The organism is Mycoplasmopsis citelli, assembly GCF_900660645.1.
In the GTDB taxonomy this organism is placed as follows: Bacteria; Bacillota_I; Bacilli_A; order Mycoplasmatales; family Metamycoplasmataceae; genus Mycoplasmopsis; species Mycoplasmopsis citelli.
The window spans coordinates 667,048-692,462 of record NZ_LR215036.1 but is presented as its reverse complement, the minus strand read 5'-3'; the positions used below and the strand labels follow the sequence as shown (position 1 = coordinate 692,462).

26 protein-coding genes and 1 rRNA gene are annotated in these 25,415 nt (G+C 26.3%); 12 read left to right on the top strand and 15 right to left on the bottom strand.

Annotated features, from left to right (window positions below; genetic code table 4):
* Nucleotides 1–271: 271 nt before the first annotated feature.
* The 4 genes from EXC58_RS02480 to EXC58_RS02465 form a co-directional block, all read right to left on the bottom strand.
* A complete protein-coding gene (locus EXC58_RS02480; RefSeq protein WP_129725465.1) occupies nt 272–2,413 on the bottom strand; it encodes a transglutaminase-like domain-containing protein in 2,142 nt (713 codons plus the stop codon).
* Between the two features lie 71 nt (nt 2,414–2,484).
* The gene (locus tag EXC58_RS02475) at nt 2,485–3,129 is read right to left on the bottom strand and encodes a hypothetical protein (RefSeq protein ID WP_129725464.1); all 645 of its coding nucleotides are present in this window, start codon (nt 3,127–3,129) and stop codon (nt 2,485–2,487) included.
* Nucleotides 3,130–3,283: 154 nt separating this feature from the next.
* Nucleotides 3,284–3,547 (bottom strand): hypothetical protein, encoded by a 264-nt coding sequence (locus tag EXC58_RS02470; protein WP_129725463.1) that lies wholly within the window; start codon nt 3,545–3,547, stop codon nt 3,284–3,286.
* A 43-nt stretch (nt 3,548–3,590) separates the two neighbouring features.
* A complete protein-coding gene (locus EXC58_RS02465; RefSeq protein WP_129725462.1) occupies nt 3,591–3,863 on the bottom strand; it encodes a hypothetical protein in 273 nt (90 codons plus the stop codon).
* A 49-nt stretch (nt 3,864–3,912) separates the two neighbouring features.
* On the opposite strand from EXC58_RS02465, the gene EXC58_RS02460 reads away from it, so the two are divergent.
* Nucleotides 3,913–4,356: a hypothetical protein gene (locus EXC58_RS02460; protein ID WP_129725461.1), complete on the top strand. Its 444-nt coding sequence runs from the start codon at nt 3,913–3,915 to the stop codon at nt 4,354–4,356.
* Nucleotides 4,357–4,484: 128 nt separating this feature from the next.
* Here the strand turns inward: EXC58_RS02460 and EXC58_RS02455 are convergent, their stop codons facing one another.
* A complete protein-coding gene (locus EXC58_RS02455) occupies nt 4,485–5,927 on the bottom strand; it encodes a hypothetical protein (RefSeq protein ID WP_129725460.1) in 1,443 nt (480 codons plus the stop codon).
* A 338-nt stretch (nt 5,928–6,265) separates the two neighbouring features.
* Nucleotides 6,266–6,742: a hypothetical protein gene (locus tag EXC58_RS02450; RefSeq protein ID WP_129725459.1), complete on the bottom strand. Its 477-nt coding sequence runs from the start codon at nt 6,740–6,742 to the stop codon at nt 6,266–6,268.
* Between the two features lie 431 nt (nt 6,743–7,173).
* Between EXC58_RS02450 and EXC58_RS02445 the strand changes: the two genes are divergently transcribed.
* The gene (locus EXC58_RS02445) at nt 7,174–7,473 is read left to right on the top strand and encodes an HU family DNA-binding protein (RefSeq protein ID WP_129725458.1); all 300 of its coding nucleotides are present in this window, start codon (nt 7,174–7,176) and stop codon (nt 7,471–7,473) included.
* Here the strand turns inward: EXC58_RS02445 and recU are convergent.
* Nucleotides 7,470–7,955: a Holliday junction resolvase RecU gene (gene recU, locus EXC58_RS02440; RefSeq protein WP_129725457.1), complete on the bottom strand. Its 486-nt coding sequence runs from the start codon at nt 7,953–7,955 to the stop codon at nt 7,470–7,472. The two genes, EXC58_RS02445 and recU, sit on opposite strands and share 4 nt — an antisense overlap.
* Before the next feature lie 66 nt (nt 7,956–8,021).
* Nucleotides 8,022–9,287: a serine--tRNA ligase gene (gene serS, locus EXC58_RS02435; protein WP_129725456.1), complete on the bottom strand. Its 1,266-nt coding sequence runs from the start codon at nt 9,285–9,287 to the stop codon at nt 8,022–8,024.
* Nucleotides 9,288–9,482: 195 nt separating this feature from the next.
* Between serS and rpmH the strand changes: the two genes are divergently transcribed.
* From rpmH to yidC, 3 genes are read left to right on the top strand one after another with little or no spacing between them, the layout of a single operon-like run.
* Complete coding sequence (gene rpmH / locus EXC58_RS02430; protein WP_036464075.1) at nt 9,483–9,629, top strand: 50S ribosomal protein L34; 147 nt, start codon at nt 9,483–9,485, stop codon at nt 9,627–9,629.
* 5 nt (nt 9,630–9,634) lie between these two features.
* A complete protein-coding gene (gene rnpA / locus EXC58_RS02425) occupies nt 9,635–9,973 on the top strand; it encodes a ribonuclease P protein component (protein ID WP_129725455.1) in 339 nt (112 codons plus the stop codon).
* Complete coding sequence (gene yidC, locus EXC58_RS02420) at nt 9,951–11,975, top strand: membrane protein insertase YidC (RefSeq protein WP_129725454.1); 2,025 nt, start codon at nt 9,951–9,953, stop codon at nt 11,973–11,975. Before rnpA ends, yidC begins: the two co-directional genes overlap by 23 nt.
* Before the next feature lie 62 nt (nt 11,976–12,037).
* Here the strand turns inward: yidC and rrf are convergent.
* A 5S ribosomal RNA gene (rrf, locus tag EXC58_RS02415) occupies nt 12,038–12,143 on the bottom strand.
* 101 nt (nt 12,144–12,244) lie between these two features.
* Between rrf and EXC58_RS02410 the strand changes: the two genes are divergently transcribed.
* From EXC58_RS02410 to EXC58_RS02395, 4 genes are all read left to right on the top strand, one after another.
* The gene (locus tag EXC58_RS02410; protein WP_129725453.1) at nt 12,245–12,886 is read left to right on the top strand and encodes a DUF402 domain-containing protein; all 642 of its coding nucleotides are present in this window, start codon (nt 12,245–12,247) and stop codon (nt 12,884–12,886) included.
* Nucleotides 12,887–12,997: 111 nt separating this feature from the next.
* A complete protein-coding gene (gene rpmG / locus EXC58_RS02405) occupies nt 12,998–13,150 on the top strand; it encodes a 50S ribosomal protein L33 (protein ID WP_036434678.1) in 153 nt (50 codons plus the stop codon).
* A 101-nt stretch (nt 13,151–13,251) separates the two neighbouring features.
* Nucleotides 13,252–14,292 carry a hypothetical protein gene (locus EXC58_RS02400; RefSeq protein ID WP_129725452.1) on the top strand — a complete coding sequence of 347 codons (1,041 nt, stop codon included), beginning with the start codon at nt 13,252–13,254 and terminating at the stop codon, nt 14,290–14,292.
* 719 nt (nt 14,293–15,011) lie between these two features.
* Nucleotides 15,012–15,887 carry a hypothetical protein gene (locus tag EXC58_RS02395; protein ID WP_129725451.1) on the top strand — a complete coding sequence of 292 codons (876 nt, stop codon included), beginning with the start codon at nt 15,012–15,014 and terminating at the stop codon, nt 15,885–15,887.
* Between the two features lie 23 nt (nt 15,888–15,910).
* On the opposite strand, the gene EXC58_RS04775 is transcribed toward EXC58_RS02395, so the two are convergent.
* The 3 genes from EXC58_RS04775 to coaBC are packed head-to-tail and all read right to left on the bottom strand — an operon-like array spanning nt 15,911 to nt 17,831.
* The gene (locus tag EXC58_RS04775; protein ID WP_334295059.1) at nt 15,911–16,480 is read right to left on the bottom strand and encodes a type III pantothenate kinase; all 570 of its coding nucleotides are present in this window, start codon (nt 16,478–16,480) and stop codon (nt 15,911–15,913) included.
* Nucleotides 16,481–16,518: 38 nt separating this feature from the next.
* Entirely contained in the window at nt 16,519–16,710 is a 192-nt protein-coding gene (locus EXC58_RS02385; RefSeq protein ID WP_129725449.1) for a hypothetical protein, read from the bottom strand.
* Nucleotides 16,698–17,831 carry a bifunctional phosphopantothenoylcysteine decarboxylase/phosphopantothenate--cysteine ligase CoaBC gene (gene coaBC / locus EXC58_RS02380; RefSeq protein ID WP_129725448.1) on the bottom strand — a complete coding sequence of 378 codons (1,134 nt, stop codon included), beginning with the start codon at nt 17,829–17,831 and terminating at the stop codon, nt 16,698–16,700. The genes EXC58_RS02385 and coaBC overlap by 13 nt, the downstream gene beginning before the upstream one ends.
* A 1-nt stretch (nt 17,832) precedes the next feature.
* On the opposite strand from coaBC, the gene EXC58_RS02375 reads away from it, so the two are divergent.
* From EXC58_RS02375 to EXC58_RS02365, 3 genes are all read left to right on the top strand, one after another.
* On the top strand, nt 17,833–18,564 hold the full coding sequence (locus tag EXC58_RS02375) for an ECF transporter S component (RefSeq protein WP_129725447.1): 732 nt from the start codon (nt 17,833–17,835) through the stop codon (nt 18,562–18,564).
* A gap of 137 nt (nt 18,565–18,701) precedes the next feature.
* Nucleotides 18,702–20,651 carry a DNA topoisomerase subunit B gene (locus tag EXC58_RS02370; RefSeq protein ID WP_129725446.1) on the top strand — a complete coding sequence of 650 codons (1,950 nt, stop codon included), beginning with the start codon at nt 18,702–18,704 and terminating at the stop codon, nt 20,649–20,651.
* A 196-nt stretch (nt 20,652–20,847) separates the two neighbouring features.
* Complete coding sequence (locus EXC58_RS02365; protein WP_129725445.1) at nt 20,848–21,855, top strand: DNA adenine methylase; 1,008 nt, start codon at nt 20,848–20,850, stop codon at nt 21,853–21,855.
* Here EXC58_RS02365 and EXC58_RS02360 read toward each other — a convergent pair.
* From EXC58_RS02360 to gpmI, 3 genes are all read right to left on the bottom strand, one after another.
* Nucleotides 21,848–22,981 (bottom strand): PDDEXK family nuclease, encoded by a 1,134-nt coding sequence (locus tag EXC58_RS02360; RefSeq protein WP_129725444.1) that lies wholly within the window; start codon nt 22,979–22,981, stop codon nt 21,848–21,850. The two genes, EXC58_RS02365 and EXC58_RS02360, sit on opposite strands and share 8 nt — an antisense overlap.
* A 141-nt stretch (nt 22,982–23,122) precedes the next feature.
* Nucleotides 23,123–23,785, bottom strand: a complete 663-nt coding sequence (gene plsY, locus EXC58_RS02355; protein ID WP_129725443.1) for a glycerol-3-phosphate 1-O-acyltransferase PlsY — start codon at nt 23,783–23,785, stop codon at nt 23,123–23,125.
* Nucleotides 23,786–23,814: 29 nt separating this feature from the next.
* Complete coding sequence (gpmI, locus tag EXC58_RS02350; protein WP_129725442.1) at nt 23,815–25,332, bottom strand: 2,3-bisphosphoglycerate-independent phosphoglycerate mutase; 1,518 nt, start codon at nt 25,330–25,332, stop codon at nt 23,815–23,817.
* Nucleotides 25,333–25,415 lie beyond the last annotated feature (83 nt).

Here is a 25,415-nt window from a genome sequence, read left to right as displayed (position 1 = left end):
GGTTTTTAAAAACATCAAGTTTAAATTTTGATCATTTAATTTTAATTACGATTTAAAAATAAATCGATTTTATCTTAAGTAAAAAGCTTTAAATATTGCTATTAGTTTTTTGTTTAAACTAAAATTTTCAGATTGATAGCTTTTCACCTTCTGTTAACAAAAATTTTATTTTAAGTATGTCATTTTCCTAATTTGGACCTCAAAAGTTGGACATTAAAATCAAAATTAAGGTTTCATATCATTTTTAAAAAATCAAAAAAAATAAAAATTTTTAAATATTATCAGGAAGATTTTTATATTCGTATTCTTTTGGGTTTTTGAAATACATTAAAGTGGTTTCATATGATCCTAAATCAAGTCTAAATTGATTCATATGTTCAGAATTTCGTTCTAAGAATAAATCCTTATCATCTTTAAGTTCGAAAGTTTTAGGAATATAAGAATTTTCATCATAATCAAATCAAGTTAAGTTAATCGCTTTTCATCTACCGTCAACAAAAACTTCATTTCAAGCATGATAACCATTCGGAGTTGCTCTAGACGCATCTATTACAATAGGTCCACCTAAAATTCTTACCGGAATATTTAAAATTGTTAGAGCAGCAGCTAAATTCATTGAATAACCAACGCACTGAATTTCAGGATCGTTTGTAAAAATTTGTGTTGGATTATAAAATCCATATCCATTGTAATTAAAGTTTTTTTCTTCGGGTGATAAATATAAAGAATTAGTGGCAATATAATAAGCAACAGCTTTAATTTTGGTTTTGGTTTCTCAATTTTTGTTTATTATTTTAGGTAAAACTTCTTTTCAATGGTTAAATCATTTTTTATATTCAAGAATTGGATTAATTCAATTAGTATCTTTGTTCGGTTTTTTTCCTTGTTTGATTTCTTCGTCTGTTAGTGAAGTTGTGTAGTCTATTATATAGTCATAATCTTTTTTTCTTTTATGAACAGGTTTTATTAGTTCTGAATATATAGATTTATAATTTCCATCAGAAAACAAGTTTGGTTTGTCTCATAATAAATTGTTGTAGATTTTGAAAATAGGTACAGATCCATAAATATCTTTGTCTTTTAGTTCTAAAAAATTTTGATATTTTCAAAATTTTTCGTAATCAAATTTTTTTTGTTGACTGTTATCAAAAAATTCGTATTCCTTATTTCTGTTTTTGATTTTTTTAGTTTCATTATTTAATTGTGTTTGAAAATTATTAAATTTTAAATTTAATTTATTTATTTCGTCAATTGTTTGAATTTCAGTATTTTCATATTTTGAAAAATAATCAGAAAAGTCGTGCTTTTTAAAATTTTTATAGTTAACTTTTTCTGGGTGTTCGGGATTTATAGTTCAAAGTTCATAATAATTATCAGGAGTAAAATTAATTTGCCTTTTTATATAATCACTAATTATTTTATTATTTTTAAATTTTTCATTTATTTGTAAAGCTTCAATATTTTTATCTTCAATTTTAGGAATTTGATTTTCTGGTTTTACAAAAATTCAATTTCATCTTTGGTAGTATTTTAATCAGTTTTTAATGTATTCATCATTAATAAAAATTCTTTGATAATTTCCGCTATAATATTTTTTTGGTTCTAGTGAAAATTTGTTATATTTGTCAATACCTCACTGGAAATCAATATATTCTTCATAATGATTTTGATAGTAATACAAGAGTTTTTTTAATCTTTCTAAAGGTTGAAGATAGTAAGGATACTGTTCATATAAATTAATTTGTTCCTTTAATAATTCAATATAAAAATCTTTTAAGTAATTTTCCAATTCTATTTTTTTGTTATTAAACGACAATTTATAAATATTACTTGATTCTTCATTAAAAATTTTATTTCACTTTTCTTTTGCTTCTTTAGATACAACAAATTCATTTTTATTCAAAAAAGCTTGTTTTCATGTGTTGTAATTTTCGAAAAATAAATTTCAGTGCGGATCTATTTGGTTAAAATAAATATCCCCAGTTAAAACTTTATTTGCTTGGGTGATTTTTTCATTTATAAGAAATAATAAATCTCCTGAAATTGGAAGATTTTTGCTTTCTGATTGGATTTTTTGAAATTTTAAAAGTATAGATTTTAAATCATTTTTAAAACTTTCTGATAAATTATATTTTTTTGGTTTATCATAAAAGTTTTTTACTTCGTTATGATCTTTTGGAATTAAAAAATCATCATTTTTAGGTTTAATATGTGGATTTTTTATATCTGATTTTTGAGGATATTGATTTAAATTCCTTTCTGTTGAAAAAGAAGATTTATTTTCTAAATTTAAATTAGCAGTTGAATTTATTTTTCAAGTGAAAATTAATATCAAAGAGGTTAGAACTCCCACAAAAACCAAAATTAATAATTTTCTAACTTTTTTCGAAGATAAAAATCTTTGAATTTTCATATTGTTTTAATTATACGGCAATTTAATATTTTAAAATTTAAAAACAAGCCTTATGGGTTTTTAAAATTCTTTTAAAAATAATAAATTTTAGATTCATCACCAGAAATATCTTCAACTGCTACAATCGGGGTTGTTTTGGCTATGCTATATTCAATTGAGTTTGTTAAATTAGAAGGCCCTTGTAATCCTGTTTCTTGAGCTGAACCAAGAACATTGGTAAATTCAAAAACTCCTTGTTCTTTTTCTTCTACAACAAGAAATCCTATTTCGGTTCTAGCATCTGGAGCATGGTATTTTATTTCTGAATTTAGTTCGAATGCACTTCGTTCATCTATTGGACCAATAATTTGGCTAGTATCTCTAGGAGCTGCTATATATTTTGAATAAATATTTATTATTTTTGTTTTAAGTTTCTTAGAATCGTCTATTTCATTATTGTCGATGTAATAGACTTTAAATTTTCAGTTAAAATGTGATTGTTTTTTTGCTTTTACAGTAAGTGTATTGACAACAGCAACCTGATCTGGAGTTCTGTTTTTACTATCAAATTTTTGAAAAAATTTACCATATTTTTCAATTGTTGAAGTTGTGGAATTAGTTAGCAATTTTTTTGCTGCTGATAGGAATTCATTTATACCTGTGTAAACTGTATTTGCAGCATTTTTGTATACATCAGAGTTTAAAACAGCATCTTTATATTTAGTATAATTAGCCAACGCTTCTTTAAGTTTTTGATTTGCATTATTTAATTGTTCTTGGATTTCTTTTTGCTTTTTTAAAAGTTCTTTTTGAAATTCTTGTCTTAAGTTTTCTTCAAATTTGAGAAATGTTTCTACTGAATAACCTTGATTATTAACTGCTTCACGTGCTTTATGTTCTCAATAATCACTGATATCTTTTGTTTTTTTTAAGTGTCTCGTTAAGTCTTTTTATTTCTTCTGATGAATTATTTTTTTGCTTTTCAAATTTTATTATATTCTCTCTAGATTTTTTATTTTGATTTTCAGCTTTTTTGAGAATTTGATTTTGTAATTTTAAAGTTTCAGAAGATAAATTGCTAATTCTATCAGTGTATTGTTTAACAAAATCAATTTGTTTGGTTAAATCATTTCCTGGATCTTGTAAATCTTGCAAGACAAGTAAATTTTCAAGTGCTGAAGTATTAATTTGATATTGTTTAGCAGAATCTTTTGTTTTTTGAGCTGTGGTTTTTCTGTTGTTGTAAGTTCTTTTTAGAGTTGATATATTTTCCTAAAACATTTGAAAATCTTCTTTGTTTTTCTTGCGAATCTTCAATTGATTTTTCAATTAAATCCTTTTGTGATTCAAGACTTTGAATTTGTTGTTGTGATTTTTGATTTTTAAAATTAAAATCTTTTTTATAAGCATCATTAAGTAAATTATTTAATTGATTTGATTTATCAACTAAAGATTTAATATTAGATTGCATTTGCTCAAGAGCTACATTTTCTTCAAAAACCGGTAGCTATTCATTTAATTTGTTTCTTAACTCTGAAATATCAATACTTGAATTCATTTCTTCAATTAAAGCATTTCCTTTAACTTTAAGATTTTCGTATACAGATTTAACACTGTTAAATACTAACTTAGCTTCATCTCTATTAGTGGTTATTTGAGCATCTAATTCTTCAAGATGAGATTTCGTTTTAATTAAAACTTCTTGAGTGCTAGCTAATAATTTACTTTCTTCTAATTCTGTTTGAAGAGTTTGTATAGAATTTTGAGCATTAGCAAGTTCTTGATTCTTTTGACTAAGTTCAGATTGAGCTGTGAGTAATTGCTCTCTAGTAGAATTTAAACTTTCTAATGTAGTTTTGTATTGAATTTTAAGTGCATCTAAAACATTACTTTTGTATTCTTGAATAACTTCTTGAGCTACTTTTAAAGCATCATTAAAAACAGGTGTAAAAGTTTGAGAATAATTATCTAATGTGTTAAACTAGGACAAGTTTTAATGACACTTTAAATTATAAAAAAGTCATTAAAAACACGATATGAATCCTTAATTTTGAATTTTATTGTCTAACCTTTGGGGTTAATATCATTTAGATTATTTTGATAAATCAATTACAAAATATTTCAGAGTTTGTCCATCTTCAGAGTATTCAATTTTGGCAGTATTAGGATCTACAGTCACTTGATGACCTTTAAGTTTTGGGTTTTTAAACATAGTTGTTTTTCAGTAGAGTTTAATTGATTTAGTATCTATTTTTCCAGTTTGTCCATTAAATCCTTTTAATTGAGGAGAATCTTGAGGAATTGTTAAAGTTATATCTTTGGAAATTTCATAAACATTTTTTGAATTCTTTTTAAGAGAAATGTTTATATAATCTTTTTTGCCTTTCCCTTTTTTCTTACTTTCTTTTTCAATATATTCTTTAAGTTTACTTAAATTATTGATTGTAAAGGTTATTTGATTTTTTTGTTCTGAAGATTCTTGATCTTTTTTGGGTTGTATCTTTATCTTTGTATCTTGTTTTTTATTAGGATCATCATTAGAAGAATTTTCTTCATCTTGATTGTCTACTTCATTTTCGTCATCACTGTTTTTTTCTGAATCTTCAGGAATAAAATCTTCATCATCTTCATCTTCGTCAGAATTTTCGATATTGTCAGTTAGTTTTAAATCCACTTGATGTATTTTATCATTTAGAACATATTGAACCACAACATATCCATCTTTTACTTTTACATCTTTAGCACTATTTTTTGAAAAATGGTAATCAACAGAATAAACTTTAATAGATTTTGTTTGCTTTTTGCCATCGGAACTTATTCCTTTTAATTCGGGAGTCCCTTCAGGGACGCTCAAAAGTGCTATTTCTTTTTTATGCTCTGAAAATGTGTTATTTTCAGGATTAAAATACAAATTAATATATGGTTTATCAGAGCTATCTAATGCCTTTTGTAATTCTTTTTCATTTACAATTGTAAAGTTAATTGTTTTTTGTTCATCTTTATTTTTTGAGTTTTCTGACCCATTTTCAGAAGGTTTTTGTTTATTTGGTTCTTGTGTTTCAGGATCGGTTTTTGGTTTTTCTTTGTTATTTTGAGGAGATTCTTTTTCTAAAAGTGAAATAAATTGGTCAACTTGTTTTTTTGAAAATTCTTTAGTTTTTTCAAAAACTTCTAGCATCCCCTTAGGGATACTGGTTGTGTCTTTTAAAGAATCAAAAATACCTAAAAATTGTTTGAGACCTTCTAAATTTTTAGCATCAAATAACTCTTGAGGGATTTTTTGTAATGTTGGCAAAAAATAAGTTGTAAATGAAGCAGTTAAATCTGCTTTTGCTTTTTCGGAAATATTTAAATTAGAAGAGATTTTAGTAAAAGCCTCTAAGTAATCTTTTAAATTGTTTGTATTGGCTTCTTTTTCATAATCCTTTATATTGATTTGTTGTTTTTTGCTATTTATATCGGTACAAGATATTGCTAAAGAAATGGGTAAAATAGTTATTGGAGTAATTGCTGATAGTTTCAAAATTTTCTTCATAAGTGCCTAAAAAAGTAATTTTATATACCTTATTTAATTTTAAAATATCCTATAATAAATTTTCAATTTAGTATAAATTTTTTAAGTTCCATAAATTCAATACTAAGGGATTTTTTATTAAAATATTTTTCCTCTTCTTGCTTTATTTTGATTATTTTAAAAGAAAAAGCAGAATTTTAAGTTTCTGCTTTTTAGTCTTTTATTGTTGCATTTCTTTTTGATTTTAATTTGTGTCAGTTAAATTTTTTGACTTAATATTTAAAAAAAGCACTCTAAGTAAGCTTTTGAACTCTCAAAAGAAGAATTTTCTTTTTTGTGATTTTTAAATGAATCTTATTTTAAGTTTGTTTTTCTGGATTATTTTCTCCACTAGCTTTTTCAGGCAGTTTTAATTCCTGTTGATATAATTTATCATTTAATAAATATTGAATAACAACATAACCTTGTTTAACTTTAACATCTTCTACGTTGTTCTTTGGATATTTGTAATCCTTATAGAAAAGCTTAATTGATTTAATTTCTGTAACACCATCTGATTTTAATCCTTTTAATTCAGGAGTTCCTTTTGGAACACTTAAAAGATTAGGTTCTTTTCGGTACTCACGAAATTGATTTTTAGAAGGTCTGAAATATAAGGTAATGTAACTTTTATCAGAAGCTTTAATTGCTTTTTCAAGCTCTTCCTGATTAATAATTGAAAATTCTATTGTACCTTGTTCAGAAATTCTTGGTTTTTTACTGGTGCAAGATATTGCTACTGCAACAGGCAAAATTGCAGCTGATGTAATGCTTAATAAGTTTAATATTTTCTTCATATATCTCCTCGTATTTAAATTAATTAGCAATCTATATTTTAAAATATATAAACTTTCAATAAAAGCAAAATAATAATTTTTTAATCTGCTTAAAACCTGTATTTTATGGAAATTTTTCAAAAAATTTTCATTAAGATTTTTCTAATTTTATTAATTTTTAAAAAATAACTTTTTCGGAAAATTAAGGATTTTTAATTAAAAAAAATGATCTTAATATTTCATTATATTAATATTTAAGCAAATTTGAAATAAAAAAGCTATATTTTCCTCAAAAATAACCATTTTTTAAATTTTTTTAACTAGTTTTTGGTCAGAGTGTTTTAAAGCTTAAAAATATTTTTATCCACAAAATACAGGTTTTTTATTTTTTTATTTGTTTAAAGTCTATATAATTTAGCTATACAAACTACATATAAATGTAAGGAGACTTAATGACTAAAAAAGAATTTATTGCTGCAGTTGCTGAAAAAATCGAAGTTGCTCCTAAAGAAGTAGATAGAGTTTTTGATGCAATGGTTTTTGTTTTAAAAGAACAACTAATTACCGAAGATAAAATTCAATTATCACAATTGGGTATTTTCTCAACAGCAATTAAACGTCCACGTAAAATCTATAATAAATTCTCAAAAGATGAAAAAGAAGGGGAAGTGAAATTTGTAGATATTCCACAAAGACGTGTAATTAAATACAAACCTTCAAAATATTTACGTGAATTAATTGATTTTAACTAATCAAGAAAATTTAAATAACCCGGAAATTCTAAAGTTAAAGCTTTAGAATTTTCTTTTAATCAGTTTATATGCATTGATTTAGAATTTTCGAGCGCTTTTTCTAAAGACTCAAAAGGAATTTTGAAGAATAAATTATAGCTAGACATATATAAAATTACAAAAGCAATTCCTTGCAATTTGTGTATTTGAGATAAATATAAAAATTGATGTGATTTAATTTGATTAAGATAAAAGGTGTCACCCTCACAAGTTTTTGCCTCAAAACATATAAATTTTCCCCTTGAATTAATTCCGATATAATCAACTGTACTTTTACCTATAATTTCCACCGAATAAGCTTTTAATTTGTTTTGATTTTTCTGAATAGTTCGGAATTTATAAGGTAAAAGTTTCTTTTCAATGAAAGCAATATTATTAATAGCTAAAAATGAAATAGTATTGTTAATAATTTCTTCAAGTAGCATTCCTTTATTTTTGTTCATACTTTAGTAATAAATTTTTTATCAAAAAAACCAAAAAAAATAAAAAATAAAGCTTTTGTTTAAGCTTTATTTGATAATTTCCATTCCCATATAAGAAATTAATGCTTTAGGCACTGTAATTGATCCGTCTTCGTTTTGATAAATTTCAAGAATGGCTGCAATAACCCGATCAATTGCAAGTGCTGAACCATTCATGGTGTGAGCGTATTGATTTACACCTTTATTATCTTTATAGCGAATTTTAGCTCTTCGAGCTTGAAAATCACCCATGTAGCTAACTGAAGAAACTTCTCGATAACGTTGTTCGCTTGGTAATCATAATTCTAAGTCAACAGTTTTTCGAGATCCAAAACTCATATCTCCTGTACATAAAAGCAATTCTCGATATGGAATTTCTAATTTTTCAAGCACATTTTTTGCATCTTGAAGCATTAAATTAAATTCTGGTATTGCATCTTCAGCACTAGTAACTTTAACTAGCTCTACTTTTTTAAATTGATGTTGTCTTAAAATTCCTTTAGTGTCTTTTCCTGAGCTTCCAGCTTCGCTTCTAAAACACTCAGTATATGCAGTTGCTCTAAAAGGTGTTGATAAATTAACAATTTCATCATTATAGTAATTAGTTAAAGTAACTTCAGCAGTAGGAATTAAGTAAAAATCATCTTTATTTAATTTGAACAAATCCTCTTCAAATTTAGGAAGTTGACCAGTTCCGTATAGCGCTTTAGATTTAACTAAAACAGGAGTAGTTAATTCTGTATATCCGCTTAAAACGTGTAAATCAAGCATAAACGAAATTAAAGCTCTTGTTAATTTTGCTCCTGCATTTTTGTATATAATAAATCTTGATCCAGATAATTTAACTGCACGTTCAATGTCTAAAATATCAAGTTTTTTAGCTATTTCATAATGAGGGAGCATCGCCTTAACAAGACCACGCCCTAAATTTGGGTGTTCTGATAAAACCACATTATCATTTTCGCTACTACCGTAAGGAACTTCATCAAGAGGTAAATTAGGAATAGTAAGAGCTAATTTTTCAATTTGTTCATTTAATGAATCAGCTTGATGAGTTAGGTGTGCTTCTTGCTCTTTAATTTTGGCAATTAAAGATTTTAATTCGCTTAATTTTTCAGAGTCATTTTTGTATTTTGAAAAATCTTTTGATAATTTTGTTAGCTCTGATTTTTTACTTTGAGCTTCAAACATTAAAATCCCTCTTTTTTGAGCTAATTCTAAATATTGCTCATAAATTGATAAATCAAAACCTCTTTTTTGTAATAATTCTTTTGTTTTTTGTGGATTTTTTAAAACGTACTTAATGTCTAACATATAACCTCATTTTTGTAGTAAAAATTATACACTTTTTGTTCAAACAACATAGCAAAAGTATTGTTAAAAAACAAAGGATTATGACTTTTTAATGCGAAAAATGAGCTAAAAAGTTATTAAAATATCAAAAAACGCTTTTTTACGTATTTGCTATAATTTAAATACGTTTATTTTAACTATTAAAAAGGAGGGAATATGAGCAAGAGAACATACCAACCAAACAAACGTAAACATGCAAAAGTTCACGGTTTTAGAGCTAGAATGAAAACAGCAAATGGTAGAAAAGTATTAGCTAGAAGAAGAGCTAAAGGTAGAAAATATTTAACAGTTTCAGATAAATAATTAAAATGAAAAAAGAAAATCGACTAAAGAAAAATTGAGAGTTCAATGAAATTATCGACCTCAAAAAGCAGTTTTTGAATAAATACATTATTGTTTATTATCAAGAATCTGATATTTTAAAAGTTGGTTTAACAGTTTCAAAAAAATTTGCAATTGCAGTTAAACGGAATTACTATAAGAGACAATTAAGAGCTATTTTACAAAATATTGGAATACAAAATTTCAATTATAAGTTTGTTATTATAGTTCGAAAAGAATTTTTATTAGCTTCTTTTGAGCAAAAAGAAAAAGCTATTAAAGAATTATTTGAAAAGTTTAAAAATGAAAAGATCAGACAAATTTAACTATTTTATACAAGATAAAGATCCTGTTGAAAAAAGAAAAAAGCTCATTAAACGAACCCTAAAATGAATTAAAATTATTCTTTTAATTTTTATTTTAGGAATTACTTTAACAGGGTGTATTCAGTCCTTTGCTATTCGAACATCTACAAATGTTGGAGCTGGATTAGAATTCACTAATTCAAGAAGCAAAATTGGTCCTAAAGTTACTGTGCTTGAAAATAAAACAGAAACTTTAGAACTTCCTTCTTCAGGAAAAAATTCTGAAACAAGCAAAATAAATATAAATACCTATAAAGTTAATACCAATGCCAATCCATATATTTCAGATCCTAATGTGATAAAAGCAGTTAGAGAACAACTAAATGGTAAAGATGGAGATAAAGGTTATTTCGGAAGAGATAACACTTATTCATCAGGTATTGTTTTAAACGAAAATAAAGATACTATTTTTCACAACGAAAATAATAAATATCTAGTTGCAACAATTAGATCAACAAATCAAATTCAAGCAGATTTGCCTGATTATGAATTTGTCAATAAAATTAAACCTATTTATTTCTTTAATTACTATTATGACTGAGCTAAAAATGGAAAAATTTTCCTAAAATATGCTAAAGTAGGTGGCGAAGAAAAAGGGACAACCACTGTTGCAAAAGAAGCAATAGATAATAACGGAAATATTTCAGTTACTTGAGTTTCGGGCTTAGGACAAGTAGCTTCATATAACGGAGAAAAAGAAAATATTTCTGATTTTAATGATCCTGAAAAGCAAGAAGCTTTATTAATTAGAAAATTTAATCGCGATGTTTTACAGTTGTTTTATGACAAAACCTTCGCTAAAGATTCACAATTTGTAGAAACATTAGGTAAGGATCCTTCAACTTTTTTAGTAGAGAAAATACAAGAAGCTCAAAAAAATGCACAAGCAAAAAAACCAGTTTTATTTACTTTGACTGCTAAGGAAGAAGTTTTAATTCAAAAATACATCGAAATAATGAACTCTTGATTTGCACTTACTGGTTATTTATGAACTCAAAATGGGAATGTGACATCATCACAAATTGTTGCTCAAAGTGGAGATAAATCAACCGCAGCAGAAAAAGCTGCCGAAAATTCAAGTAAATATGAATTTGAAAAAAATGTAATTGGAATTGGAGATCCAGTTAATAAACTGGCTTTCCAAGACGCATTACCACTTTTAAACATTTCTTCTTGAGGACAAGCGTGAAAATATGGACCTTTTTATGGAATTTTTGTATACCCAACTTCATGAGTTATTAATGGAATTTCTCAAGGAATTGGAATTTTAAAAGGTTGAGGAACCATTATTGTTTTATTTATTGTCACATTTATTATTAGAGGATTAGTTTTTGCTTTTACTTTTAAATCAACTGCAAAAATGTCAGTTCAAGAAGAGTTAAAAAGCAAACGAGCTGTTATTGAAGCTAAATATGTTGGTTTTGAAAATAATAAAGCAATGAAAGCACGTAAAGCACAAGAATTGCAAACATTAAATAAAAAGTACAATATTTCAATGCTTGATACTATTGGTGCTCAATTTTTCACCTTACCAATTTTTATTACCATGTGAAGGGCAATTCAAATTATTCCATCGATTAAATCAACTGAATGAATTGGAATTAACTTTGGTTCAACTTCATATCAAAAAGTGGCAGAAGGTCAATTTATTTACTTATTAATACTGATTTTAGCAGTTCTTATTCAACTTGCTTCTTCAGTTTTACCAATGCTTTTAAATAAAAAACGATTCAAAGAAAGAACTTCAATTGCTGAGCGTCAAGCACTCAAAAAGCAAGAAAGAACACAACAAATTATGATTATTGTTTTTACTGTGTTTGTTATTTTATTCTCAGCTGGGGTTCAAATTTATTGAATTTTCACTGGTTTATTTACTATCATCCAAACTTTGATTATGTGAAAAGTCAAAAAAACTCAATGATTTAAAGATCGTTATTCACTAAAAGCCTTAGCAAGGCAATAACAAAAGTAACCCTAAGGTTACTTTTGTTTTTAATTTAAAATATAGTATAAAATGAAAATAAAAAACAGCAACTCCCTATTTTAACATCTCTGCTATCGTCGGCACTAACAGGCTTAACTACTGAGTTCGGAATGGTATCAGGTGATCCCTGTCGCTATAATCACTGTAGTATAAGTATAGCACAAAAATAAATTTTTTAAAGTTTTTTCTAAAATTTATTACTTTGATATTGATATAATAAAAATATAAATATAAAAAAAGAAGTTGACATGGAAAGAGATTTTAAAAATTTAAGAGTTGGACAAATGATCGATGTTCAAGCTTATAAATTTAATGGTTTTTTATATCGTCAATGAAATTCGGCTAAGGTTATTTTTAATAACTCAAGACACATTGTTTTATTTTTATGTAATACCAAAGTAAGTGATTATAATAAAAAAATTAATCACTGAAAATATACTGAACATGCATTGTGATTTTTTCCTAAAAATTCATATTTTAATGCAATTTTACTACTTAAACAAAATGCAGGAATTTATCACTATATGAACATTGCTTCTAAACCGATTTTCGAGGATCAAACCCTTAAATTTATTGATTTTGATTTAGATATTAAGTGTTATCCTGAAAAAGATTTACAAATTGTCGATCGAGATGAATTTTTACGGAACATTGTCCAAATGAAATATCCCAAAAAACTAAAAAAAATAGTTTTTGAAGAAGTTAAAAACATTTTCTCACTATATACTGATTATAAATATTTTTTTAATCCTGAAATTCTTATTTACTATTTAGATATTTTGCTTGCAGATAAACTAATTGATAAGAAATTTCATGATAAATTTATCATAAATAACATTCAAAAATATAGTGATGAATTTAATATGTTTTCAGATTTAATGAAAAAATAAAGTAATTTTAAAATTTATACTATAATAGATAATAAACGAGGTTATTTAAACTCTGTTTAAATAACTCAAACTAACATTTATTATTTATCTTAATTAATTAAAGGAGTAGTTATGGCTAGAGAAGGATACACATTAGCATGTACAGAATGCAAAATGGAAAACTATATCTCAAAGAAAAACAAAAAAAATCATCCAGAGAGAGTAGAATTATCTAAACATTGTTCAAAATGCAATAAACATACTAATCATAAAGAGAAAAAATAACTTTTGTATTTTCTATTAATGATAATTCAACCTCAATAAATTTGAGGTTTTTTATTTTTTAATAATTAGTATTAGTCTATAAAAAATAATGGAGTATGAAAATGAAATCACTATTTTTAAAATTAGGTCAGCCTGTTTCTGGTATAGCACAATTTTCTTCAATTGTTTCAGCAAACACAGATTTAGAAACCGAAAACAAAAATATTTTAGCTAAAAAAATTAATATTACTGAACAAGAAAAATCAAAACTTACATCTTTGATATTTCAAGATTTAAAAAATAAAAGAAATCAATTAAAAATACTAACAGAAAAATTAATACCAGAATTAAAATATTGGGTTTATCAAAAATATGTAAACCTAAATTTTGCTTTTATACCAAGTGTTGGTTCTGTATTATCAACTGGAGCTACATTATCTAATAAAATAGAATTAGCTACAAAGTTTAAAGCTGTAGCAGCGGGTTTTGCTTTTTCTGGAGTGTCACTTGCACTACATTATAAAATGTCAGAGATTGAAAAAAATATTGAAAAATTGCAAGAAAAGATAAGAAAATATATTAAGTTATTTTTCGAGAATAACAATAAATTTATTGATATTTTTGGAAAATGACATGACAAAATATGATCCCATACATCATATGGTTATAATGCTATTTCGCTAATTTTATTTGATTATTCACCTAAAAATTTTCCTATCAAATGATATGATAAGTTCTTAAATTCATTAAAGAAAGGGGTAGAATTTAAAGCTTTGGGTTTGCTTTCTTTGGGTAATGATATTATAGCAATATTATTGAATAGAGGTGAAGAAGCCAAAACAGAACAAGCACTTAAATATATACAAAACAAAGAAAACGAACTCAAAAACATATTAGAGGATTTAAATAAAAAAATTGAAAGTTGAGAAGAAGAAAAATGAGTTGTTATTAATGAAACGCATCAAACAAATGATTATTCTTGTGGTGGAAGAGGAGGGAGAAATTTAATTTTTAGAAATACTAAAACCAACGAGGAAAAAACTATTGACCAAATGCTCCGATATTCTAAAGAAGAATTAAAGGTTTGGGGGTCTTCAAAAAGTACATCATCCCAAAAAAGGATGATATATAAGAAGCATTCCAAACAAAACCAAAGATGATAATCTAGGATAAAAATGAATTGATTCTTTTTGTTTGTTTTAATAGCTTTTTTCCCTCTTTCTAGTTTTTTCATGATAAAAGAATGACACAAGCGTTATTCACAAGCGAAAATATTAGTATTTTTCATAGATTTATCAATTGAAAAAATAAAATACAATAGCAAAAAATTTTTTTCAGATTTTCAAAACATTGAAGGAATTCAAGAACTATGTATATTAACTAAACAAAGACTTTTCTTTATTTATTCTTATTTAATTATGTCTCTTGGATTATTACTTATTTCACTTATTTCCTTGTTTATAATTAACTATTTTGAATTTACTAGTTATTTTTTCATGAATTTCATAATTTTCGTTTCTGGGATTTGAGTACCTATTTATTTTTTGTTGTTTTTATTTTCTTTTTTGTTTAAAAGAAGGATCTTTATCAAAATTCTTTTTAAATTTGATTTTTTTAAAATAAATAATATTAATAAAAATTTAATCATTGAAAAAACTAAAAATAAACAATTTATTACTAAGGGTTTACCATTTATTTTTTCAACTTGCAGTTTTTTTAAAAGAAAAAGAACTTTGATTTTTTACGAAGGAAAAATTAAACAAACTTTACAAAATAAAGCTCAATCAATTATGTATCTTTATATTTATGACATAGATAATTTTAAAGCTCCTTATTTTGTGTTTGAAAATCAGCTTATGATTAAACAATACCAGGAAATAGAATGAACCCATATTTAACTACTTATGTTCTTTTTGCTGGAACATTTATTATTTTATGCATAAAAGCCATTTTTCGAATTTTATACATGTATTTTACTTCGATGAAAATTGATGCTTTTTTGTATTCAATTACAATGGAAAAAATTAAATTTTGTTTATATCACAAAATCCAAGTTCATAGTTTTTTTATTAAAGGGATTAACTCTCTTTGTAAAAATTTAAAATTAAGGAATATTCAAGTAATCTATCAAAAGATACCTGCTCTTGTTTTAATGGAAGCAATATTAGTTTTTCTAGTTTGATTTACATGAGTTTCTGTACCACCATATGGCTCTAGTTTTTCTGTTATTTCGTATATAACTACCTGAGAATTTATGAAATATTTGTTTAACTTAATATTACTAATCCTTTCAATTCTTGTATCAATTCAAATTTTCTGATGAATGATTTTTATTTTTTATAAAAGAAATCAAATTAAAAAAATAAAAAAACTATCTCAAGATTTGCAAATAAGCGGAGAAGATAATTTATTTGGTCTAACACTAACCCCTAAAGAAATTTTATTTTTAGACCAAAAGGGATCGGTAAAAAACTTTGTAAATTATGTTAAAAATCAGAATTTATCTTTAAGATTTTCTACTTTTTATCATAATATTTTAAATTGAAAAATTGATGATTTGCAAAAAATATATAAAGAAGACATATTTTGAAGTAGAGATATTTTAATTGATTATTCAAATGGGAATAAAGATGATGCAAGATTTATTCACTACTTGCTAATTGTTTATTCTAATTATTTAGGTGAACATTTTTATAATTCCGATTACAAAGATAACATGAGATTTTTTATTGAACTAGAAAAATATTATCAAGATTAAAAATAAGACTTTTTAAAAAAGTCTTATTTTTTATTAATAACTTGAGCAAATCCTAAAGCAACCATTGAATTAACAATATGAACCTTTAGATGTGGAAAAATCAGTCTTAATTCTTTCTGTAAATGTGCTTTTAAATTTACGTCTCCACCAGTAATGAAAATATCTTTTATTACTTTATTTTGCAAAACTAAATGAGACACAATATATCCTAAAAACATCTTATATAGTCCACTATTAAGCGCTTTTAAAGTATTTGTACCCATTTGAGCAGAAAAAGTTACAGGATAATTTCAGGTAGCATTACCTGAAGAGGATTTTTTTAGATGCTTTTGTAATTTATAAAAAGAAAATCCAATCCCAGGAGCAATAGAAACTCCTGAGATAGTTTTGTTTAATATTTGGATAGCCACCGAAGCACTCCCAAACATAAACACAAAACTATCGTTTGTTAAAGAATTAGCATATGAAGCAGAAGCAATAATATCTAAACCTATTTTCTCTTTTTGAATAACAGTTTTTACATCAAAAGGATAATTATGATTAATAATTTTGATGTTAGTAATCTTTAAGTCATTTTCTAAAATTTGTTTTAATTTAGTAGCAAAAATTTCTGAAGGCGATCCAATATAAATTAAAGTGTCTTGGTTTTGTCAAATACCAAGATTTTTTTAAGGGATTTTAGTAGTGCTAAAGATCTTTTTTTAAGCAATAATTGTGAAGATCCAATTATTAATTCTAAGTTAATTTCTTCTTTATTTGATTGATTAAAAAGGTACATTTTAATATTTGTGTTACCAATATCAAATATAATTATTTTTTTCATAACTCTTCCAATATCTTATCAATTTTTAGTGCTAAATCATGTTTATTTAAATTATGAAATTCGCTTATTTGTTCATTTTTTAAAGCAATAAAACCATTGCTAGTTTGATTTTGTAAGCTTTGAGCATCGTTAATGATAATTGCATCTAATTTTTTGGAAATTAATTTTTTAATTCCGTTTTCTAAGATATTTTGGGATTCTAAAGCATATCCAATTTTAATTTTGTTTGGATATTTAAGTGAGATATCCTTTAATACATCTCTGCCAATACTATAGTTAAATTTTGTGTTAACATCTTTTTTAATTTTATGTTCATGTTTTTGAAAAACCAAATCACTAACTGCACATAGTGAAATAAAACAATCATTTTCATGGACGTTTCCATCCACAGCATCATAATATTCTTCCAATGTTTCAATATTAATTATTTTAACATTTGAAGGAATTAAATTATTTAAATGCTTCAAATTTCCACTAATTACAGTTAGATCATATTTTTGAGCTAATACATAAATAAGGGCGAGTCCACTTTTACCAGATGAATGAACTGTTATACTGCGAACTGGATCTAGAAAAACTTTAGTGTATCCAAAGGTCAATAAAACTTTCTTCTTGGGTTTATTTATTAAAAAATCAACAAGTTGCTGAGGTTCAATAACTCTCCCAATTCCGATGTCTCCATCTTTTAAAATTCCATAATTTGGTCCTAAAAAAGTGGCCCCATGATTTTTTAACTTTGTAATATTAGCTTGTAAAAATGGATTTTGAAACATTTTGGTATTCATTGCAGGGGCAAAAATCACTTTGTTAAAGCTCGCCAAACTTAAAGTGGTACTAATAAAATCATCTGCAATCCCATTAGCTACTTTTCCAATGACATTAAAACTAGCTGGATAAACAATAATTTTATCAGCTCACTTAACTGCATCTACATGAGTAGAATTATCTTTTTGATATCAATTTACATCAATACTTCCTTTTGTAAATTGTGGCTCTAAGAAACTCTTAGCAGCATGTGAAATAGCGTATTGAACTGCAATTCCTTGTTTTTGCAAGGAATTAATTAAAAGCGGAGCTTTAATAGCGGCAATACTACCAGTAATTAGTAATAAGACTTTCATAATGCAATATAATTATAGCAATATGTTTATCATCAAAATACTTATAAAAAGCAGGAAAATTTCTTGATCTTTTTTAAAAAATAAACTAAATTATCTTATTACTAAAAACAAAGTTTTTAATTCAACTTCACTTGTAGTTTATTTAGCGATGTGACTTTCATTATTTATTTTACTCACATTTACCCGAACTGGAGTTATTCCCTTAGGACCTGTGAGTTTGAATTTAATTACTTTTTTAGTTATTTTGATGGGAATTCATTTAGGATTTAAGGGATCGTTTTTTGGAGGGATTTTTTTAGGTCTTTGTTCATTTTTTGGAGCACTAACTTTTGGTTCGTTTTTATTTATTTATCCATTAATTTCGATTTTACCAAGATTTATTTTAGGATTTTTTGTATATTTTTTATGTAAAATAGCTCAAAAAATTGTTATACGCTATGTTGACGCAAAAAATCAAAATAGAGCATTTAAGGTTAAGTTGATATCTTATTTTTTTGTTGGTGCATTTAGTGCTTTAGGAAATACAATTTTTGTGAGTATAGGATTATTTACCCATAAATTAATTTTTGGTCTTGAAGCAATTGGTTCACTAAAAGCATGATTATCGCTTATTTGGATTCAAGCTCTTTTTGAGTTTGTTTCAATAGGATTTTTATGCATGATTATGAGTGGCTTTTTGTATGAACTTTCAAGCAAAAAAAGCTCATTTTTACCTAAAAATAGAAAGTGATAAAAAACGCAAAAGACATTTGCGTTTTTTATTCTGAATGTTTGCTAAAAAAGAGCTTAAAAAATGAGATCAAAGCAAGAATTTCGTCCCCAATTTTCGTGGATTTTGATATAATAAAAATAATTATTTAAAGGAGCAAAATGGAAGCAAAAAAACATAATTATGATGCAAGCAATATTAAGTTTTTAGAAGGTTTAGAACATGTTCGTAAGCGTCCAGGAATGTACATTGGAACCACTTCAAAAACTGGTCTTCATCACATGATTTGAGAAATTGTTGATAACTCAGTTGATGAATGTATGGCTGGATTTGCTACCAAAATTGACATTACTATTACCAAAGATGAGCATATCATTGTTGAAGATGATGGAAGAGGGATTCCAGTAGGGGTTCATGAACGTTTTGGAATTAGTGCTTTAGAAGTTGTTTTAACAAAACTTAATGCTGGTGGAAAATTTGAATCTAATGCTTATAAAGTTTCTGGAGGATTACATGGAGTAGGAGCTAGTGTTGTAAACGCTCTTAGTGATGTAATGAAAGCTTGAGTGAAACGAGATGGAAAGCTTTATTATGCTGAATTTGCTAACGGAGGAAATACTGTTAAGCATACTCAAGTTATTGGAGAAGTTCCTTCTGGAATAAGTGGAACTAAAATTGAGTTTCATCCAGATTATTCTGTAATGGAAAAAGTTCCTTTTGATAAAGAATTAATTATTGATCACGCTAAACAAATTGCTCACTTAAATAAAGGATTATTTGTCTCAGTAACTGATCATCGAGACAATAGTTATTTAGAATTTCAATATGATAATGGAATTATTGATTATGTTAAAGAATTAAACGAAGGTCACAATCCGATTAATCCTGAAATTATTTATGCTGGAGATGATTTTATCTCACACCAAGACCAAAATGGGAATGAAGTTGTTATTGGAGTTGAAGTGGCGTGTCAATATTTACACAATTTTTACCGAAGCAACATTATTTCATATACCAATAATATTTCCACTCATGAAGGCGGAACCCATGTTTTAGGGTTTTATGATGCTTTAATTAGAATTGTGAATAATTACGCTATTGAAAAAGGTTTTGTTAAAACTGATGCTGAAAAATTTGTGCGGGAAGATTTAATTGAAGGTTTAACAGCAATTATTTCAATTAAGCACCCAGATCCACAATTTGAAGGACAAACTAAAGGAAAATTAGGTTCAAAAGACGCTCGTCAAGCTGTTAATAGAGTTTTTTCACAAGTTTTTGAACGATTGTTAATCGAAAACCCCGATTTAGCAAAGAAAATTATTGATAATGCCATTTTAGCTCGTAAAGGAAGACTTGCTTCAAATGCTGCTCGAGATAGTGCACGTCGAAAAAGTGCTTTTGATAATGGTGGATTACCTGGTAAACTAAGTGATTGTTCAAGTAAAAATGCAGAAATTAGCGAACTTTACATTGTCGAAGGGAATTCAGCCGGAGGAAGTGCTAAAATGGGTCGTGACCGAAACATTCAGGCGATTTTACCATTGCGTGGAAAAGTAATTAATGTGGAAAAAGCTCGTCAAGAAAGAGTACTTGAAAATGAAGAGATTATGTCATTAATTACTGCTCTTGGAACTGGACTTGGAGACACCTTTAATATTAACAAACTTCGTTACCATAAAATTATTATTATGACTGATGCTGATGTTGATGGTTCGCACATTCGAACTTTATTACTGACTTTCTTTTATCGTTATTTCAGGGAATTAATTGAATATGGATTTGTGTACATTGCTCAACCTCCACTATATAAAATTCAGCAAAATAAAACTGTTGAATATGCTTATAATGACAATCAAAAAGAAGAAATTATGAGCAAATTAAATTCAGCTCAAAAAATTAACATTCAACGTTATAAAGGTCTTGGAGAAATGGATCCAGATCAACTTTGAGAAACAACCATGAATCCAGAAAATCGCAAAATGCTTCAAGTTCAAATTAAAGACGCTTTAAAAGCCGATAAAGCTTTTACCACTTTAATGGGTGAATTAGTTGAGCCTCGTCGTAGATTCATTGAAGCTAATGCTAAATATGTTAAAAATATTGATTTATAGGCAATAAAAGAAAAATCAACTTTCTTTTTAAAGATTACAAAAATTTTAGGAAATCATTCTAAAATTTTTCTTTTTCATATAAAAAATTTAAAATAAATATAAAAATCATTTTTTAAACTTTACTTTAATATTAAATATAATTTTAATGAAATTAAATTTCCTAATTTACAGTAATAAATTCACAAGGAGGCTATTAATGAATTATATCGGCTCAAAAAATTCTTTATTGTCATTTATTGATGATTCAATTAAAGAAATTACAAATTATAAAGATAGTGATAGCTGGGTTTTTACTGATTTATTTGCAGGAACTGGTGTTGTGGGGAATTTTTATAAGAAAAAAGGCTGAACAGTTTATTCGAATGACTTTCAAACATACAGTTATATTGTTAATAAGCATTATATCGAAAACAATTCAGAAAAAATTGACGCAAGTTTATTTGAATATTTAAATAACCTGAATGAAGTTGAAGGTTTTATATACCAAAATTATTGCTATGGCTCTGGAAGTGGTCGTAAATATTTTAGCGATCAAAATGGAAAAAAATGCGATGCTATTAGATTAAAAATAGAACAATTATACAAAGATGGAAATATTAACGAGAGTAGTTATTATTTTTATTTAGGAAGTTTAATTAATTCTATAGATAAATACGCAAACACCGCTTCAGTTTACGGAGCTTTTCTTAAGAAAATAAAAACAACAGCACAAAAGAGCTTTGTCCTTGAACCACTTGAAGTAATTGATAATAAAATAGGCAAAGTTTTTCAGCTTGATGCTAATGAACTAATTAAAAAAATTAAAGGTGATGTTTTATACTTAGACCCACCTTATAATTCAAGACAATATTATTCTAATTATCATGTTTTAGAAACAATTGCCAAATATGACAATCCACTTTTAAAGGGAAAAACAGGACAAAGAGCAAATAATAGCCAAAGAAGTGATTTTTGCTTAAAAAATAAAGTATCAGAAGCCTTTGAAAATTTAATTGCAAACGCTAATTTTAAATATATTTTTCTTAGTTATAACGATGAAGGTTTAATGAGTATCGAAACCATTAAAGAGATTATGTCTAAATATGGTGAATATTCTTATAAAACAAGAAATTATAAAAGATATCAAGCTGATAAAAGCCATAATAGAAATATTTTGCGCAAAGGAACAATTGAATATTTACATTGCTTAAAAAAAACTAAATAATATCAACTTGATTTCCTTTAACTTTTAGAAGTTTTAAATCAATTTTACTTACTTTTAAAAACTTATTATTATATTTTTCAAAATTATGTTCTTTTAATTTATTTTCAACTTCATTTTGTTTTGATATACTCTTATAACCCATGCCAATTATTATAGGATCAACATATATATTTTTACCTTCAGAAAAATAAATTGGAACTAAATAATCCAAAATTCACTTTAAGTATCTGTCTATTTGAATAATAATTTCGCTAGGTTTTATTTTTTCGTCTTTAAGTTCAATTAAAGAAATATAAACATTATTATTTTCTTCTTGAATAGCCATGCAATCAATTCTTTGCATCCCTACTCCACAACTAACTTCATTGCCTATTCAATTTAAAGGAATATCTCTTTTTAAAATTAAGTTAGGATTATTTTTTAGAGTATTTAGGGTAAAAAGTTGAACATAATGCTCAAATGCTTTTTTGGTCTCTATTCGAAATATTAAATTATCTAATGCACTAGGGTGAGGATTTAATTTATTTCCTAAATATGGATTTGTTTTTTGTGTTGAAACAATTATTTTGTTATTTCTATCATAAGAAAAGTTTATTCCTTCAAGAACTTTGTTGTTTTTTGATATAAGATTTTTAAATCTTTTAAATTCTGAATCTGTAATTGCTGTACAGCCTCGCTCACCTTTTAATTTGCGATAAATCAAAGATCAACACATGTCTTGTGGCTTGTAAACTTCATTTAACGAATCTAACAATTCAAATTCAGATAATCCATTTTGGTAGACTCTTTCAGGTGCAATTGTTATACGGTAAGTTAAAACTTTATTAAGTTTTGAGTACAAATAATTATTATTTACATTATCAACAAAAACTTCACTTGTTGCTTTGAAAATACCAAAAAATCTAGAAATTCCCGTAACAAAAAACAAGATATTATCTCCAATTCTAATTCTTTCTAAATCTGAAAGCATAGAAATTGCTACCTTCTGTTTCGGATTTGTTGCCTTAGTATTTTCTTTATTTTTAATTAAAAAATTAATATCCGATATTGAGTTACCTGTTCCAGCAAACATATATTCTAAGTGTATTTTGAAAGTTTGTTCATTTACAATAAAAACGTGAGTCATATTTTCCTCTATTTATAAAATAAAATAATTGATTATTATTATATTTTATGGAAAAATCAAACATTTTTCCATAAAATATTTTAAATATCATTTTTTTTATAACAAAATCAACCACTAAGGGTTGATTTTATTTATTTAGTTTTATTTAATCTTAGATTCTTTTCCTTGGACAATTCTTTTGACATTTGAATGATGTGCAATGATTAGTAAAATAAATGCAAAGCTGTAAATAATAGGATTTATCCATCAATATGGATTATTTTGGCCCTTAGTAAATGCTAAAATACCATCACTAATTCAAGGAATATACACAAGTGCAACAACTATAATTGCAGTACTGATGCTTGCTAGTGAAACCATTTTTTTTCAATATAAAATTCCAAAGAAAATAATCGCACTTATAAAAAATAAAGTAATGTTTATTGAGATAATTAATCCAACTGAACAAGCAACACCCTTACCACCTTTAAACGCAAAAAATACTGGAAAAACGTGGCCAAAAATTGTTCCTACTCCTGCAATAACAGGAAAAAAGACAATTGATTCACTTCAAGCATAAGACAAAAAATAAGCAAAATAAACAGCTAAAGCAGTTTTAATAATATCAATAAGAAGGACAATTAGTGCAAATTGTTTGCCATAGGCTCGAAAAGAGTTGGTTGCTCCAGCATTTTTTGAGTAATGATTTCTGACATCATCACTTTTTAGTTTCTTACTTAAAATAATTGAAGTGTTTAAAGATCCTCACAAATATCCCAATAATAAAGCTGATAAGTTAGCGATAATAGAATAAAAAATAAGCATATTTAAGTTAATTAAGAGTATTTTTTATTTTAAGCACAATTACATTTTAAAAGAAGTGAATCTTCATCCATTTGCTGAGGCTTTTTAACACCAATATAATCTAAAATAGTTGGAGCAATATTAGCTAATTTACCATCTTTAAGTTTTAGATTTTTATCAGTACTAATAAGCATTACTGGACTACTTGTATGCTTGGTTGCTGGCTTACCATTTTCATCCTCAGTAATTTCAGCATTTCCATGATCAGCAGTAATAAATACAGTTACGTTATTTTTTTCAGCAAATTCAACCACTCTTTGAATTTGTGTATCTAAAATTTCTACTGCTTGAATTGTGGCTTTTAAGTTTCCGGTATGTCCTACCATATCTGGATTGGCATAATTTAAAATAGTAACATCATAATTTAAAGCATTATCAATTAATGCATCAGTTATTTCTTTAGCTGACATTTGGGGAGCATCAGCATATGATTCAACTTTAAGTGAAGGAACCATGATTCGGTGCGAATTTTTAAATTCAATATCATCTCCTCCATCCATAAAGTAAGTTACGTGAGCATATTTTTGAGTTTCAGCAAGACGCAGTTGCGATTTTCCAGCTTGTTCAAGCACTCTTCCGATTGGATTTGGGATTTTCATTTCTGAAAAAGCAACAATAGTATCAATTCCTTCATATTTCATCATTGATACAAATTTATCAATTTTTACCTTATCAGTAGGCTTAGCATCATAAAGCGGAGAACCAATAAGTAAGTGAGTGAGTTGTCTAGCACGATCTGGACGGAAGTTAAAGAAAATAATGCTGTCATGATCTTTAACGAAGTATTTTGCATCTAAAGTGCTATTATGTGCAGGAACAAAAAATTCATCAGTAATATTATCTTTATAACTTTGAACAACATACTCTTGAACATCTTCAAAATGATTTTGTGCTTTTCCTAAAAGTGCATCAAAACCTTTTTGCACTCGATCAAACATTTTATCACGGTCCATTGAGTAAAATCTTCCCGCAATTGAAGCAATTTTATATCCATATTTTTTGGTTAACTCAACAAGTTGATTTAATGAATTATTAATTGAAGCAGGCGCTACATCTCTTCCGTCTCCAAAAACATGGATAGAAACATCTTTTACTCCATTTTCATGTGCTGATTTTAAAATTTCAAATAAATGCGAATCAAGTGAATGAACCCCTCCATTTGAAAGCAATCCCATAACATGTAGGGTTGAATTTTGTCTTTTTACACTTTCAAAAGCTTCTACAAATGCTTCGTTAGTTTTAAACTTTCCATCAGCAAGTTCTTTAGCAATTAAAGACAATCCAGTATAAACAATTGTTCCGGCTCCAATGTTTAAGTGTCCAACTTCTGAATTTCCCATTTGTCCTTTTGGAAGTCCAACAAATTCTCCTGAAGCTTGAATTAATGAGTTAGGATATTCTTTAAATAGCTTATCAAAAGTTGGGGTTTTAGCAAGTGCAAAACCATTTCCTTGTGTTTCTTTTCTAAGTCCTAAACCATCAATAACAATTAAAATAGTTTTTTTCATAACTCTCCTTTAATATTTTTTATTATATCTTTTTCTTTGATTTTTAGGGATAAAAAGTAAATATTTTTAAAAAAACACCTTTT